Source organism: Nocardiopsis trehalosi NBRC 14201 (assembly GCF_001552555.1).
In the GTDB taxonomy this organism is placed as follows: Bacteria; Actinomycetota; Actinomycetes; order Streptosporangiales; family Streptosporangiaceae; genus Nocardiopsis_B; species Nocardiopsis_B trehalosi.
The window spans coordinates 1-15,564 of record NZ_BCRK01000150.1; the positions used below are offsets into that span (position 1 = coordinate 1).

The 15,564-nt window shown below is 73.3% G+C and carries 13 protein-coding genes; 11 read left to right on the plus strand and 2 right to left on the minus strand.

The window, feature by feature from the left end; all coding sequences use genetic code 11:
- Window positions 1-622, minus strand: a 622-nt coding sequence (locus tag NT8_RS21415; protein WP_449406620.1) for a P-type ATPase, incomplete at its 3' end; no start/stop codon positions are given.
- A 182-nt stretch (window positions 623-804) separates the two neighbouring features.
- On the opposite strand from NT8_RS21415, the gene NT8_RS21420 reads away from it, so the two are divergent.
- The 4 genes from NT8_RS21420 (at window position 805) to NT8_RS21435 (ending at window position 3,815) form a co-directional block, all read left to right on the plus strand.
- Window positions 805-1,599 carry an NRDE family protein gene (locus tag NT8_RS21420; RefSeq protein ID WP_067972634.1) on the plus strand — a complete coding sequence of 265 codons (795 nt, stop codon included), beginning with the start codon at window positions 805-807 and terminating at the stop codon, window positions 1,597-1,599.
- Window positions 1,600-1,717: 118 nt separating this feature from the next.
- Window positions 1,718-1,966, plus strand: coding sequence for a hypothetical protein (locus NT8_RS29540; RefSeq protein WP_067972637.1), 249 nt, complete (start codon window positions 1,718-1,720; stop codon window positions 1,964-1,966).
- Window positions 1,967-2,072: 106 nt separating this feature from the next.
- Complete coding sequence (gene mshC / locus NT8_RS21430; RefSeq protein ID WP_067972640.1) at window positions 2,073-3,317, plus strand: cysteine--1-D-myo-inosityl 2-amino-2-deoxy-alpha-D-glucopyranoside ligase; 1,245 nt, start codon at window positions 2,073-2,075, stop codon at window positions 3,315-3,317.
- Window positions 3,318-3,398: 81 nt separating this feature from the next.
- Entirely contained in the window at window positions 3,399-3,815 is a 417-nt protein-coding gene (locus NT8_RS21435; protein ID WP_067972643.1) for an ABATE domain-containing protein, read from the plus strand.
- A gap of 36 nt (window positions 3,816-3,851) precedes the next feature.
- On the opposite strand, the gene NT8_RS21440 is transcribed toward NT8_RS21435, so the two are convergent.
- Window positions 3,852-4,697, minus strand: coding sequence for a PAC2 family protein (locus NT8_RS21440; protein ID WP_067972646.1), 846 nt, complete (start codon window positions 4,695-4,697; stop codon window positions 3,852-3,854).
- Window positions 4,698-5,040: 343 nt separating this feature from the next.
- On the opposite strand from NT8_RS21440, the gene metH reads away from it, so the two are divergent.
- The 7 genes from metH to NT8_RS21475 all read left to right on the plus strand — a co-directional run.
- Window positions 5,041-8,508 (plus strand): methionine synthase, encoded by a 3,468-nt coding sequence (gene metH / locus NT8_RS21445; RefSeq protein ID WP_084469162.1) that lies wholly within the window; start codon window positions 5,041-5,043, stop codon window positions 8,506-8,508.
- Complete coding sequence (locus NT8_RS21450; protein WP_067972650.1) at window positions 8,505-9,185, plus strand: HAD family hydrolase; 681 nt, start codon at window positions 8,505-8,507, stop codon at window positions 9,183-9,185. The genes metH and NT8_RS21450 overlap by 4 nt, the downstream gene beginning before the upstream one ends.
- A gap of 374 nt (window positions 9,186-9,559) precedes the next feature.
- Window positions 9,560-10,063 (plus strand): cellulose synthase, encoded by a 504-nt coding sequence (locus NT8_RS21455; protein WP_245646267.1) that lies wholly within the window; start codon window positions 9,560-9,562, stop codon window positions 10,061-10,063.
- A 536-nt stretch (window positions 10,064-10,599) separates the two neighbouring features.
- Complete coding sequence (locus NT8_RS21460) at window positions 10,600-11,598, plus strand: ABC transporter permease (RefSeq protein WP_067972659.1); 999 nt, start codon at window positions 10,600-10,602, stop codon at window positions 11,596-11,598.
- A gap of 78 nt (window positions 11,599-11,676) precedes the next feature.
- Window positions 11,677-13,422 (plus strand): ABC transporter substrate-binding protein, encoded by a 1,746-nt coding sequence (locus tag NT8_RS21465; protein ID WP_067972662.1) that lies wholly within the window; start codon window positions 11,677-11,679, stop codon window positions 13,420-13,422.
- Window positions 13,423-13,561: 139 nt separating this feature from the next.
- Window positions 13,562-14,578, plus strand: a complete 1,017-nt coding sequence (locus NT8_RS21470; protein WP_067972665.1) for an ABC transporter permease — start codon at window positions 13,562-13,564, stop codon at window positions 14,576-14,578.
- A 72-nt stretch (window positions 14,579-14,650) separates the two neighbouring features.
- Window positions 14,651-15,564: ABC transporter ATP-binding protein (locus tag NT8_RS21475; protein ID WP_157515925.1), on the plus strand; the 914-nt coding region annotated here is incomplete at its 3' end.

Here is a 15,564-nt window from a genome sequence, read left to right on the forward strand (position 1 = left end):
TCGCCTCCTCGGCGAGCCGGGCGGCGTAGGCGTGCCGGCCGACCTTGGTGGCGCGGAACCGGCCGGATCCGGCGACCACGAAGCTGCCCGACATCACCCGGTCGCCCGGCACCTTGACCACCGGTTCGGACTCGCCGGTGAGCAGCGACTCGTCGACCTCCAGCGCGGTGGCCGCCACCACGTCCCCGTCGACCACCACCTGGTCGCCCTGCGCCAGTTCGATGACGTCGTCCAGCACGACCTGCTGCGGGCTCACCGGCACGGTCCGGCCGTCGCGCACCACCCGCGGGTGCGCGGCGTTGACGATCGCCAGCCGGTCCAGGGTGCGCTTGGCGCGCAGCTCCTGCACGATGCCGATGAGCGTGTTGCACACGATCACCAGCGCGAACAGCCCGTCCTGCACCGGGCCGATCACCGCGATGATCGCGAACAGCACGGCCACCATCGCGTTGATGCGGGTGAGCACGTTGCCGCGGACGATCTGGCCCACGCTGCGCCCGGCCCGTACGGGCACGTCGTTGGTCCGCCCCGCGGCGACCCGCTCGGCGACCTCGGCGGCGGTCAGGCCGCGGGAGGCGGCGGGGACGGGGGCGGCCTGCTCCTGCGACTCGGGGTGGGCCATTCACGCTCCAGGAGGGGGTGGGCGGGGGGCGGGCGGGGCCCGGCCGAACCGAGCTTAGGGGACCGGCGGGGACCCCGCGGTGGTGCGGGCACGACGCTGCGGGTACTGTCGGCCGCAATCCGCCCGCGGGCGGCGGCGCCCCGTCCCCGGCCGCGCCCCGCCGGGCGGCCGAGGAGGCCCCCATGTGCACCGTGGTCGTCGCCCACGACCCCGACGCGGAGGTGCCGCTGCTCATCGCGGCGGTCCGCGATGAACTGCTGGACCGCCCCTGGGAGTGGCCCGGCCGGCACTGGCCGGAGTACCCCGCCCTCATCGGCGGCCGCGACGTCCGCGCCGGCGGCACCTGGCTGGCGGTCGACCCCGGCGACGGCGGCGCCCCGCCCCGGGTCGGCGCCGTCCTCAACGGCCACCCGCCCGCGGCCCCGCCCGAACCCCTTCCGCCGGGCGCCGTGCGGCCCACCCGAGGCCGCCTGCCGCTGCGCGCCGCCGCCGGCGGCGGACTCGGCCTGGGCCCGCGCGACCTGCGCCACCACGAGTCCTTCCACCTGCTCGCCGCCGAGCCCGCCGGCGCCGTCCTGTACGGGTGGGACGGCCGCGACCTCACCGAGCGGCCGGTGCCGCCCGGCGTCAGTGTGATCGTCAACACCGGGCTCGACCCCGACGACCCGCGCGCCCGCGCGCACGCCCCCCGGTTCGCCGCCGCCCGCCCCGACACCGGGCGCGCCGCCCTGCGGACCGCCACCGCGGTCGGCGAGCTGTGGGGGGAGTGGCCGGACCTGCTCGACGCCGCCGCCCGCGGCCCGGCCCGCTCCGTGTCCGGCGGCGACCCGTCGTCGCTGACCGCCCGGGTCGACCTCGGCGACGGCCGGCTGTGGGCGACCTCCTCCATGTCCCTCGTCGCCTGCGCCCCCGGCGGGCTGCGCTACGCGTTCACCGCCGCGCCGGGCGACCCCGCCGCCTGGCGCATGGTGCGGTGACCCGCCGCCCGACCCGCCGGTAAACCCGTTGACCTCGCCGGACGTCGTACTGGGCGGGAGTGGGGGACGGCCCGGCCCGCCGCTCCCGGCGTCCACGGGGCCGAAGGGACGAACCACCGTGATCACCAGACGACGGCGCCCGTCCGGCGGCGCCCCCCGGGAGCGCGGCGCCCGCCCCCGGCCCGGCGCCCCGCCCCGCGTGCTGGAGCGCGGGGCCTACTGGCTGCTCTACGTCGTCGCGTTCGCCGCGGCGGTGCTGCACTGGCGGGCCGGCAACGAGGAGTTCGCCGCTCTGTGCGCCCTGGCCGTCGCCGTGAGCGTGTCCTTCATCATGAGCGCGCACCGCCGCGGCGGCGCGCCGGGCTGAACCCCCGCCCCCGCACGCCGTCCGCGCGAGAGGGCGGCGCGGGCCGCCCCGCGCGGCGGCCGGGCCCGGGGCGTCCACGCGCGTGGACGGCGGATAGTCTCGGACCATGCGTTCATGGCCTGCGTCCGACCCCGTCCGCCTGCCCGGAACCGGCGGCCCCCTCCGCGTGCACGACACCGCCTCCGGCACGGTGCGCACCACGGATCCCGGGCCGACCGCGCGCATGTACGTGTGCGGCATCACCCCCTACGACGCGGCCCACATCGGGCACGCGTTCACCTACCTGACCTTCGACCTCGTCGGGCGGGTCTGGCGCGACGCCGGGCACGAGGTCGACTACGTGCAGAACACCACCGACATCGACGACCCGCTGCTGGAGCGCGCCGCCGCCACCGGTGAGGACTGGCGGGCGCTGGCCGACCGCGAGATCCAGGTGTTCCGCGACGACATGGCCGCGCTGCGCGTCCTGCCGCCGCGCGCCTACGTCGGGGTCGTGGAGTCCGTCGACCTGATCGCCGCCTTCGTCGAGCGCCTGCGCGAGCGCGGCGCCACCTACGACCTGGACGGCGACGTCTACTACGCGGTGCAGTCGGCGCCGCACTTCGGCGAGGTCAGCGGCCTCGACCGCGCCGCGATGCTGCCGCTGTTCGCCGAGCGCGGCGGCGACCCCGACCGCCCGGGCAAGAAGGACCCCCTCGACTGGCTGCTGTGGCGCGCCGAGCGCCCCGGCGAGCCCGCCTGGGACACCCCGCTGGGGCGCGGCCGCCCCGGCTGGCACGTCGAGTGCAGCGCCATCTCGCTGCACGAGCTGGGCATGGGCTTCGACCTCAACGGCGGCGGCGACGACCTGGTCTTCCCGCACCACGAGATGGGCGCCGCCGAGGCCCGCTGCGCGTCCGGCACCGGCCCGCACGCCCGCGCCTACGTGCACGTCGGCATGGTCGGGCTCGACGGCGAGAAGATGTCGAAGTCGCGCGGCAACCTCGTCTTCGTGTCGCGGCTGCGCGAGCAGGGCGTCGACCCCATGGCCATCCGGCTGGCCATGCTGCCGCACCACTACCGCACCGCCTGGGAGTGGACCGACGACGCGCTGGAGGGGGCGCGGTCCCGGCTGGAGCGGTGGCGCGCCGCCGCCGCGCTGCCCGCCGGCCCCGACGCGATGCCCGTGCTCGCCGCGGTGCGCGCGGCGCTCGCCGACGACCTCGACGCCGCCGCGGCCGTGGCCGCCGTCGACGCCTGGGCCGACGCCGCCCTCGCGGCGGCCGGGTCGGGCGCGGGCGACGCGGGCGACCCCGCCGCGCCCGCACTGGTCCGCGACGTCGCCGACGCCCTGCTGGGCGTCGCGCTCTGACCGCGCGGCACCGCGCGGCCGGATGTGGTCGCGCGGTGCCCATCGCCAGCGGGCGGTCGCGTTCCGTGGTGGGATAGGCCCATGACCACCCCCACCGAACAGAGCACCGCCGCGGGGCTCGTCCGGGCCTTCGTGGCCACCGGAGACTCCCTCGGCGACCGCGCCGACCTCGCGCGCTTCCTGCGCGAGCACCGCCTGGTGACCGACGGCGCCATCCCCATCACCCTGGCCGACTTCGACGAGGCCGTCGCGCTGCGCGACGCCATGCGCTCCGTGCTCGCCACCGCCGCCGGGCGCCCCGCCGACCCCGAGACCGCGGCGCGCGGGCAGCGGGTGCTCGACGGGCTGCGCGTGACGGTGCGGCTGGAGCCGCCGACCGACACCGCCGGGGTGCTCGCCCCCGCCGTCGTCGACGAGGTCCGCCGGGGCCTGGCCCGGATCGCCGGCGCCTGGGCCGCGGTCCTGGCCACGGGCGAGTGGCGGCGCCTCGGCGCCTGACCGGTGCCGCCCGCCCGCCGGTGCGCGGGCGGGCGCTCAGTTCCGGCGGCGCCGCTTCAGGTAGCGCTCGAACTCGCGCGCGATGGCCTCGCCGGTGGCCTCGGGCAGGTCGGCGGCGTCCTTGGCCTCCTCCAGGCTGCGCACGTACCCCGCGATGTCGTCGTCCTCGGAGGCGAGTTCGTCCACCCCGTGCTCCCAGGCGCGGGCCTCCTCGGGCAGGTCGCCCATCGGCACGGTGAGATCGAGCACGTCCTCCACCCGCCGCAGCAGGGCGAGGGTGGCCTTGGGGCACGGCGGCTGCGCGACGTAGTGCGGCACCGCCGCCCACAGCGACACGACCTCCAGGCCGGCCGCCGCGAACACGTCGTGCACGGCGCCGACGATGCCGCTGGGCCCGTCGTAGGTGGTGGGCTCCAGGTGCAGCGTCCGGCCGAGGCCGCCCGGGCTGGTGACCCCGGTGACCGGGACGGGCCGGGTGTGCGGGGAGTCGGCGAGCAGCGCCCCGAGCAGCACGATCCGGCGGACGCCGAGTTCGCGGGCGACCGCGAGCAGGTCGCCGGCGAAGCCCCGCCAGCGCATGTTGGGTTCGGACCCGCTGACCAGCACGACGTCGGAGCGCCCGCCCGCCGGGCGGGCCAGCGACACCGTCGTGCTGGGCCAGGTCAGGCCCTGGTGCTCGCCGTCGACCACGGTCACCCGCGGCCGCGACACCTGGAAGTCGTAGTAGTCGTCGGGCTCCAGCGAGAGCAGTTCGTCGGCGTCCCAGACGGAGGCCAGGTGCTCGACGACCGCGCTGGCGGCCTCGCCGGCGTCGTTCCAGCCCTCGAACGCGGCCACCATCACGGGCTCGACGAGCTCGGGAACGCTGTCGAGCTCAGGCACCGGCCGCCTCCTCACATCCCGTGCTCCGGCGCCGCGGCGCCGGGACGGGTCTTGTCGGTCGCAATGTCGGCGCGCACGCGGGCGTGCGCGCGCGTCCCCACAGCCCTACCACGTGCCGCCGGGCCGCGGCCACCCGGCGCGGCGCCCGCCGGCACCCGGAGGGACTCCGTCCAGCCTATGGGCTGCGCCACCGCCGGTGCGACGGTGTGCGGTATCGTCGCCGGTGGAACCGGCATTTCGGACAAGTGACGCCGTTCGGTGCCGTTCCCGTGCCCGCCGCAGGCGCGGTCGACGGCCCCCGGCTCCCCGGGGCCGCGCGCCGACGACACTACAGTTGGGGGTTATGAGCTCTCGCCTCTCCTTCCGGGACGCCCTTGCCCAGCGGGTCATCGTCGCCGACGGCGCCATGGGCACCATGCTGCAGGCCCACGACCTCGACCTCGACGACTTCGAGGGGCTCGAAGGCTGCAACGAGATCCTCAACGTCACCCGCCCGGACGTCGTCCGCGCCACCCACGCCGCGTTCTTCGACGTCGGCGTGGACTGTGTCGAGACGAACACCTTCGGCACCAACTACGCCGCTCTGAGCGAGTACGACATCCCGGAGCGCACCTACGAGCTGGCGGAGGCCGGCGCCCGGCTGGCCCGCGAGACCGCCGACGAGTACGCCACCGCCGACCAGCCGCGCTACGTCCTCGGTTCCGTCGGCCCCGGCACCAAGCTGCCGACGCTCGGCCACATCGACTACGCCACCCTGCGCGACTACTACGAGCGCTGCCACCGCGGCCTCATCGACGGCGGCGCCGACGCGCTGCTCATCGAGACCTGCCAGGACCTGCTGCAGACCAAGGCCGCCGTGATCGCCGCCCAGCGGGCCCGCTCGGCCGCCGGCGTGGACATCCCGATCATCGCCCAGGTCACCATCGAGACCACCGGCACGATGCTGCTCGGCTCCGAGATCGGCGCGGCGCTCACCGCCCTGGAGCCCCTGGGCATCGACGTCATCGGGCTCAACTGCGCCACCGGCCCGGCCGAGATGAGCGAGCACCTGCGCTACCTCGCCCAGCACGCCCGCGTGCCCATCTCCTGCATGCCCAACGCCGGCCTGCCCGAGCTGGGCGCCGACGGCGCGGTCTACCCCCTGCAGCCGGAGCAGCTCGCCGACGCCCACGACACCTTCACCACCGAGTTCGGCCTCTCCCTGGCCGGCGGCTGCTGCGGCACCACCCCCGAGCACCTGCGCCGGGTGGTCGAGCGCGTCCAGGGCCGCGGCATCAAGAACCGGCGCCCGCGCACCGAGGCCGCCGCCTCCTCGCTCTACCAGAGCGTCCCGTTCCGCCAGGACACCAGCTACCTGGCCATCGGCGAGCGCACCAACGCCACCGGCTCCAAGAAGTTCCGAGAGGCGATGCTGGAGGGCCGCTACGACGACTGCGTCGAGATCGCCCGCGACCAGATCCGCGACGGCGCGCACCTGCTGGACCTGAACATCGACTACGTCGGCCGCGACGGCGTCGCCGACATGCGCGAGATCGCCTCCCGGCTGGCCACCGCCTCCACCCTGCCGATCATGCTCGACTCCACCGACCCCGCCGTGCTGGAGGCCGGGCTGGAGCTGCTCGGCGGCCGCGCCGTGGTCAACTCCGTCAACTACGAGGACGGCGACGGCCCCGAGTCCCGCGTGAACCGGGTCATGCCCATGGTCAAGGAGCACGGCGCCGCCGTGGTCGTCATGGCCATCGACGAGGAGGGCCAGGCCCGCACCGCCGACTGGAAGGTCCGGGTGGCCTGCCGGGGCATCGAGGAGCTGACCCGCGACTGGGGCATGCGGGTCGAGGACATCATCGTCGACTGCCTGACCTTCCCCATCGGCACCGGCCAGGAGGAGACCCGCCGCGACGGCCTGGAGACCCTGGACGCCATCCGCGAGCTCAAGCGCCGCCACCCCGGGGTGCAGACCACGCTCGGCCTGTCCAACCTGTCCTTCGGCCTCAACCCGGCCGCCCGGATCGTGCTCAACTCGGTCTACCTGCACGAGGCCGTCGAGGCCGGCCTGGACTCCGCCATCGTGCACGCGTCCAAGATCCTGCCGATGAACCGCATCCCCGAGGAGCAGCGCACGGTCGCCCTCGACATGATCTACGACCGGCGCACCGCCGACTACGACCCGCTCGCCCGCTTCCTCGACCTGTTCGAGGGCGTCGACGCCCAGGCCATGAAGGCGTCCCGCGCCGAGGAGCTGGCCGCCCTGCCGCTGTGGGAGCGGCTGGAGCGGCGCATCGTCGACGGCGAGCTGGTCGGCATCGAGGCCGACCTCGACGCGGCGCTGACCGAGCGGCCCGCGCTGGAGATCGTCAACGACACCCTGCTGGCGGGCATGAAGGTCGTCGGCGAGCTGTTCGGCTCCGGCCAGATGCAGCTGCCGTTCGTGCTGAAGTCGGCCGAGGTGATGAAGACCGCGGTCGCCTACCTCGAACCGCACATGGAGAAGACCGACGACGAGGGCAAGGGCCGCATCGTCCTCGCCACGGTCAAGGGCGACGTACACGACATCGGCAAGAACCTCGTCGACATCATCCTCTCCAACAACGGCTACGACGTGGTCAACCTCGGCATCAAGCAGCCGGTGTCGACCATCCTGGAGGCCGCCGAGGAGCAGCGCGCCGACGTCATCGGCATGTCCGGCCTGCTCGTCAAGTCCACGGTGATCATGAAGGAGAACCTGGACGAGATGAACGCGCGCGGCATCGCCGACCGCTACCCCGTCCTGCTCGGCGGCGCCGCGCTCACCCGCTCCTACGTCGAGCAGGACCTCGCCGAGCGCTTCCAGGGCGAGGTGCGCTACGCGCGCGACGCCTTCGAGGGGCTGCGGCTGATGGACGCGTTCATGGCGGTCAAGCGCGGGGTGGCCGGCGCCGAACTGCCCGCGCTGCGGCAGCGCCGCGTCAAGACCGGGGCCAAGCTCAAGGTCACCGAGCCCGAGGACATGCCGGCGCGCAGCGACGTCTCCACCGCCAACCCGGTGCCCGAGCCGCCTTTCTGGGGCGACCGCATCAGCAAGGGCGTGCCGCTGGCCGAGTACGCCGCCTACCTGGACGAGCGCGCCACCTTCATGGGCCAGTGGGGCCTCAAGGGCGCGCGCGGCGACGGCCCCTCCTACGAGGAGCTGGTCGAGACCGAGGGCCGGCCGCGGATGCGGATGTGGCTCGACCGCATCCAGACCGAGGGCCTGCTGGAGGCCGCCGTCGTCTACGGCTACTTCCCCTGCCACGCCGACGGCGACGACCTGGTCGTGCTGGACGACGACGGCAGCGAGCGCACGCGGTTCACGTTCCCGCGCCAGCGGCGCGACCGCCACCTCTGCCTGGCCGACTACTTCCGGCCCAAGGAGTCCGGCGAGACCGACGTCGTCGCCTTCCAGGTGGTCACGGTCGGCTCGGCCATCAGCCGCGCCACGCAGAAGCTGTTCGAGCAGAACGCCTACCGCGACTACCTGGAGCTGCACGGGCTTTCGGTGCAGCTCACCGAGGCCCTGGCCGAGTACTGGCACACCCGCGTGCGGGCCGAGCTGGGCTTCGCCGGGGAGGACCCCGACGACCTCGACGCCTTCTTCAAGCTGGGCTACCGCGGCGCCCGGTTCTCGCTGGGCTACGGGGCCTGCCCCGACCTGGAGGACCGCGCCAAGATCATGCGGCTGCTGGAGCCCGAGCGCGTCGGCGTGACGTTGTCCGAGGAGTTCCAGCTCGTTCCCGAACAGGCCACCGACGCGATCGTCGTCCATCACCCGGAAGCGAAATACTTCAACGTATGACCGGCACCGCGCCCAGCACCGTCCCCCAGGCCGTCCTCTTCGACATGGACGGCACCCTCATCGACAGCGAGGGGCTGTGGAACACCGCCGAGGAGGAGGTCGTGGCCTCCCTCGGCGGTGTCTGGACCGAACAGGACCACCGCCTCAACATCGGCGGCTCCGCCGAACAGGTGGCGCGCTACGTCATCGAGCTGACCGGCACCGACCTCCCGCCCGCCGGGGTGACCGCGCTGATGCAGGACGCGTTCGCCCGCCTGCTCGCCGACGGCGCCGAGACCCGGCCCGGCGCGAAGGAGCTGGTGGCGCTGGTCGCCCGCTCGGCGGTGCCCTCGGCGCTGGTCACCTCCACCGAGCGCCGCCTCGTCGACCGGGCCATCGGCGCCATCGGCATCCGCCAGTTCGACGTCACGGTGGCCGGCGACGAGGTCGCGCGGAACAAGCCGCACCCCGAGCCGTACCTGAAGGCGGCCCGGCTGCTCGGCGTCGACCCCACCCGCTGCGTCGCCTTCGAGGACTCCACGGTCGGCGTCGCCTCCGCCCTGGCGGCCGGGTGCGTGACCGTCGCGGTGCCCGACCACGCCGAGGTCCCGCCGGCCGACGGGCTGACCGTGCTGTCCAGCCTGGAGGGCGTCGACCTCGCGTGGCTGGCGGACCTGGTCGCCGCCGCCCGCGGCTGACCGCGCCGGCCGGGCCACCCGGTCGGCGGCGGCGCGGGGGCGGCGACCCCGCGCCGCGCGGGGCCGCCGGGACGCCCGGTGCGGGTGGGGCGGGGGCGGCGGACCTCCGATGACGGTCGCGTCGGCATCCCGTCACGATTCGGCGTCGGCGCCCGACGGCCCGTGAAACCCGGGGCGGCGCGGACTACATTGAGCGCCGGGCGCCGCACCGCGCGCGCCCGCCGTCCGCCGCCGCGGGGCCCCGGCCCCGGCCGAGGAGCCGAAGGGGGCCGCCGTGACCGACCGCGCCCCCGCCCCGTTTCTTTCCCTTCCCCCGCCCTCCCTAGGGGACCCACCGGATGTGCCGCGGCGCCCCCCGGTGCCAGACTGGGGACATGCCGGAACAGTTGCCGATCGCAGGTCCGATGCTGGGAGCCGCCCTCACGGTGGCGGGGCTGATCGTGTCGTGGGTGGTGTGGCGCCGCAGGGGTCCCGCGGCGGGCCTGCGGGGCATCGCCTGGTCGCTCATCCCGCTGGCCGCCGGGCTCATGGGGCTCATGGCGATCCTGTGGGGGCTCGCCGCCGACCTGGCCGGCTTCTTCGCCGGCCTGGTGTTCAACCCGGTGGTGTGGGCGGGGGTCGCCGTCGCGGCGCTGGCCGTGGTGCTCTGGGTGGTGTCGGGGGTCATGCGCTCGCGGGGGGTGGGGACCCGGGGCCGGGCCGCCGCACCGCGCGGTGCGGCGGGGCCGAAGGCGACCGCCCCGCGCGGCGCCGCTCCGCCGATCGCGGCGCCGGGTCCCGCGGCCGGGCGCCGTCCCGCGCCAGGGACACCGGCGGGCCGGAAGGACGACGACCTCGACGACATCGAGGCGCTGCTGCGCAAGCACGGAATCGAGTGAGACCGGGGGCGGCGCCCGCTGCGGCGGCCGTTCCCCGATACCGACGGCACGACCACTTTGTGTGGGTCGTGCCGTTTGTCTTGTTGGTGGACTTATGGGGTTTTTATTCGCATATCATGTCTACGCGGCGTAACGAAAGGCCCAACCCTGGCGTGGCCCCGGATCGGCGTATGCGCGTGTCGTGCACACTCGGTGGTGCCCGGCGTGCCCTGCGTCACGTCACAGCTTGTGACGAGAACATGAGGCTCGTGTCACGATTGGGACACATCACCGTCAATTGGACGTTCGGTGATGTACTGCGGCGTAGATTGATCGCCGTGCACCGTCAGGCGCACGACCTACGTTGGCTCTGTTCACTTTCCGGGGTACGGCAGCCGTGCCCCACCGGCGACGGGGGACCCGTCCGCCGCCGGGGCGGCGGACGCCGGGCGCGACCACCATCCGTGTGATCGCCCGGGACCGCCGGCAGCTCCGGTGACCCGCCCGGAAACCTTGGCCGCGACAACGAGCGGGAGTAGTGGGGGAGTAGTGGTGCAATGACCGCGCCTTTGGACGTACCCGGGGCGGCCGAGACGGCCCAGCCCGAGGCGGTCGCCGCGTTGGCGAAGTCCTCCGACCGCGGCCGGTCGCTGGGCCAGATCGCCTGGATGCGGCTGCGCAAGGACAAGGTCGCGATGATCGGCGCCGGCTTCGTCGTCTTCATGGCGCTGGTGGCGATCTTCGCCCCGCTCATCGTCCGGTTCCTGGGGCACCCCCCCAACGAGTGGAACCAGGAGATGATCGACCCGATCCTGAGCACCGCCAACCAGCCCTGGGGCGGGATCAGCCCGGACTACCTGCTCGGGGTCGAGCCGGTCACCGGGCGCGACATCTTCAGCCGGATCGTCTACGGCGCCCGCATCTCCATGCTCATCGGCTTCCTCGCCACCCTGGTGTCGGTGGTCATCGGCACCGTCATGGGCATCATCGCCGGCTACTTCGGCGGCTGGGTCGACGCCGTGATCAGCCGGCTGATGGACATCTTCCTGGCGTTCCCCCTGCTGCTGTTCGCCATGGCCCTGGTGGGCGTCATCCCCGACGCCGCCTTCGGCCTCCAGGGCAACGGCCTGCGCATCGCCATCCTGGTGTTCATCATCGGGTTCTTCAACTGGCCCTACATCGGCCGGATCATCCGCGGGCAGACGCTCTCCCTGCGGGAGCGGGAGTTCGTCGAGGCGTCCCGCAGCCTGGGCGCCGGCAACTTCTACATCCTGCGCAAGGAGCTGCTGCCCAACCTGTTCGCGCCGATCCTCGTCTACGCGACGCTGCTGATCCCGACCAACATCCTGTTCGAGGCCGCGCTGTCCTTCCTCGGCGTCGGCGTCGAACCGCCCACCCCCACCTGGGGCGGCATGCTGTCCGAGGCCGTCGACTACTACAACGCGGCCCCGAACTTCATGCTCGCGCCCGGCCTCGCGATCTTCCTGACGGTGCTCGCGTTCAACCTCTTCGGCGACGGCCTGCGGGACGCGCTGGACCCGCGCACCCAATCCTGATCCCCCCAGGCCGTGCCGGGGCGTGGGAGCGCCCCGGGCGGCCCTGTCACTGAGATACGCGCAGAAAGGCAGACGCCCGTGAGAAAGACATGGCTGGGCCTCGCCGCCGCCGGCACATCGGCGGCGATGCTCCTCACCGCCTGCGGCGGTGGCGGCGGTGGCGGTGGTGAGTCCGAGAACGAGTTCGACGCGGCGACCACCAGCATCGTCAACCCCTCCGACGAGCAGGGCGGCACGCTCGACTTCGCCCACTCCGACGAGTTCGACTCGATGGACCCGGGCAACACCTACTACGCCGCGAACTGGGACTTCACCCGCCTGTACGCGCGCACCCTCGTGACCTACTCCCAGGAGCCCGGCGCGGCCGGCCTGGAGCTGGTCCCCGACCTCGCCGAGGACCTCGGCCAGGTCAGCGACGACGGCCTGACCTGGACCTACACCCTCAAGGAGGGGCTGACGTTCGAGGACGGCACGCCCATCACCTCCGAGGACATCAAGTACGCCGTCGCACGCAGCAACTTCGCGCCCGACATCATCAACAAGGGCCCGACATACTTCAACCAGATCCTGGACGCGGGCGACTACGCCGGCCCCTATGAGGACGAGAACCTCGACAACTTCGAGGGCATCGAGACGCCCGACGAGCGGACGATCGTCTTCCACCTCAAGGACCCGTTCAGCGAGTTCGACTACCTGGCCGCCATGCCGCAGACCGCGCCGGTCCCCGCCGACGCCGACACCGGTGACCAGTACCAGAGCGCGGTCGTCTCCAGCGGCCCGTACAAGTACGAGTCGGAGTGGACCGTCGGCCAGCCGCTGACCCTGGTCCGCAACACCGAGTACGACCCCGAGACCGACCCGCTCACCCGCAACCGGCCCGAGCAGATCAACGTCACCTGGAAGCAGGAGGAGAACGACCGGGACAACCGGCTCATCTCCGGCGACCTGGACGTCGACGTGGCCGGCCTCGGCGTCGAGGCCGCGGCCCGCGGCGAGATCCTGCGCGACGAGGCCCTCAAGGCGCAGGCCGACAACCCGCTGACCGGCTTCAAGCTCTACTTCGCGATCAACCCGAACGTCGAGCCGTTCGACGACAAGGCGTGCCGCGAGGCCATCCTCTACGGCGCCGACAAGACCGCGATGCAGGCCGCGTGGGGCGGCGCGATCGGCGGCGACATCGCCACCAGCATGCTCCCGCCGGGCACCCCGGGCTACGAGGAGATCGACCCCTACGCCACGCCCGAGCACAAGGGCGACGGCGACGCCGTCCAGACCGCCCTCGACGAGTGCGGCATGAGCGACGGCTTCACCACCAACATCTCCTACCGGTCCGACCGCGACAAGGAGAAGAAGGCCGCCGAGGCCCTCCAGCAGGCCCTCGCCCAGTACGGCATCGACGCCCAGCTCAAGGGCTACGAGACCGGCACCTACACCAGCGAGCAGGCCGGCTCCCCGTCGTTCGTCGAGAGCGAGGAGCTGGGCATCATGGCGTACGGCTGGGGCGCCGACTGGCCGTCCGGCTACGGCTTCCTGCAGCAGATCATGCACGGCGACTCCATCAAGGACGCCGGCAACAGCAACCTGTCCGAGCTGGACGACCCCGAGGTCAACCAGCTGCTGGACGACGCCGCGCAGACCGAGGACCCGGCCGAGCGCGAGCAGATGTACGGCGAGATCGACGCCCTGGCCATGGAGTCCGCGACGTTCCTGCCCTACCTCGACCAGAAGGCGCTGCTCTTCCGGCCCGAGGGCCTCACCAACGTCCACTTCAGCGAGGCGTACAAGATGTACGACTACTCCTCGCTCGGCGTTGCGCAGAACTGAGTCCGCTGAGGGGCCCGCGAGCGGGCCCCCGCGGTGACTCGACGGTGCGGGCCGGCCGGACGGCCGGCCCGCACCACCGATCCCCCGGCACCGCGTCAACCGTGCGAAGCAAGGCAGGTGAAGGCTTCGGCCATCCGCTGTGATCACATACATCTTCCGCCGCCTGCTCGCGGGTGTCGGCCTGCTGCTGGTCGTCAGCATGGTCGTCTTCGCGATCTTCTTCCTGGTCCCGCGGTTGGCGGGGACCACCGCCGACGGCCTGGCGGCCCGCTACCTGGGCCGGGCGCCCTCGCCCGAGGCGATCGAGGCGGTCAAGGAGCGCCTGAACCTCGATGAGCCCATCACCGTCCAGTACGGGGAGTTCGTCAAGGGCCTGGTCGTCGGCACGGAGTACGACAGCGGCACCGACGTCATCGAGTGCTCCGCGCCCTGCTTCGGCTACTCCTTCAAGAACAACACGGAGGTGTGGCCGCAGCTCATCGACCGGCTGCCGGTGACCGCCTCCCTCGCGGTGGGCGCCGCCGTCATCTGGCTGGTGGTCGGCATCGCCATCGGCGTGCTCTCGGCCATCCGGCGCGGCTCGGTGCTCGACCGCGTGGCGATGATGACCGCGCTGGCGGGCGTCTCGCTGCCCATCTTCTTCACCGGTCTGGTGTCGCTGGCGCTGTTCAGCTACTACTGGCGCATCTTCCCGCCCGGCGGGACGTTCACCCCGTTCACCGAGAACCCGCTGGCCTGGGCGCACGGCCTGGTGCTGCCGTGGGTCACCCTCGCCTTCCTGTACGCGGCGATGTACGCGCGGCTCACCCGGGCGGGGATGCTCGACACGATGGGCGAGGACTACATCCGCACGGCGCGGGCCAAGGGCCTGCCCGAGCGCACCGTGATCGGCAAGCACGGGCTGCGCGCGGCGCTGACCCCCATCATCACGATCTTCGGCCTCGACTTCGGGCTGATGCTCGGCGGCGCGGTGCTCACCGAGAGCACCTTCTCGCTGCCGGGCCTGGGCAAGTACGCGGTCGACGCGATCCGCGGCCAGGACCTGCCGGTGGTCCTCGGCGTCACGATGTTCACCGCGGTGTTCGTGGTCGTCGCCAACCTGATCGTCGACCTCCTGTACGCGTGGGTCGACCCGCGCGTGCGCGTCGGGGCCTGACCCGGCGGGATGGAAATGACGAGTTCTGCACACCCGCCCGAACGGGGCAATCGAGCCGAAGGTGAGGCGGCCATGACCGACCCGGTCGTCAAAGTGAAGGATCTGCGGATCACGTTCCCGACCCTGGAGGGCCGGATCACCGCCGTGGACGGCATCTCCTTCGAGGTGCCGTCCGGCGGGGCGCTGGGCATCGTGGGCGAGTCCGGGTCGGGCAAGAGCGCCACGTCGCTCGCCCTCATGGGCCTGCACCGCGGCACCAAGGCGGACGTGACCGGTGAGATCACGGTGACCGGCACGGACATCGTCGCGGCGAGCGACCGCCAGGTGCGCGGCATGCGCGGCAACGACATCGCCATGGTCTTCCAGGACCCGATGTCGTCGCTGCACCCGCAGTACACCATCGGCAACCAGCTCATCGAGGCGTACCGCATCCACCGCACCGGCGCCACCTCCGCCGAGGCCAAGCGGCGGGCCGTGGAGTCCCTGGAGCGGGTGGGCATCCCGCAGCCCGAGCGGCGCATCAACTCCTACCCGCACGAGTTCTCCGGCGGCATGCGCCAGCGCGTGCTCATCGCCATGGGCCTCATGTGCGACCCGAAGGTCCTGCTGGCCGACGAGCCGACCACCGCGCTCGACGTGACCGTGCAGGCGCAGATCCTGGACCTGCTCGACGACCTCCGCCGCGACCTGGGCATGTCGCTCATCCTGGTCAGCCACGACCTCGCCGTCGTCGCCGGTTCGGTGGACGAGGTCCTGGTCATGCAGAAGGGCCGCATCGTCGAGCACGGCGACGTCCGCCGGGTGCTGTCGACGCCGGAGCACCCCTACACGCAGGCGCTGCTGGCCGCCGTCCCGCGCGTCGAGGTCTCCCGCGCCCAGCGCCGCGCGGAGGTGCGCGCCGACCGCGCCGCCAAGCTGGCCGCAGACGCCGCCGCCACCGAGGGCGCGGCGACCGCGGCCCCGGCCGAGCCCTCGGCTCCGGCCGC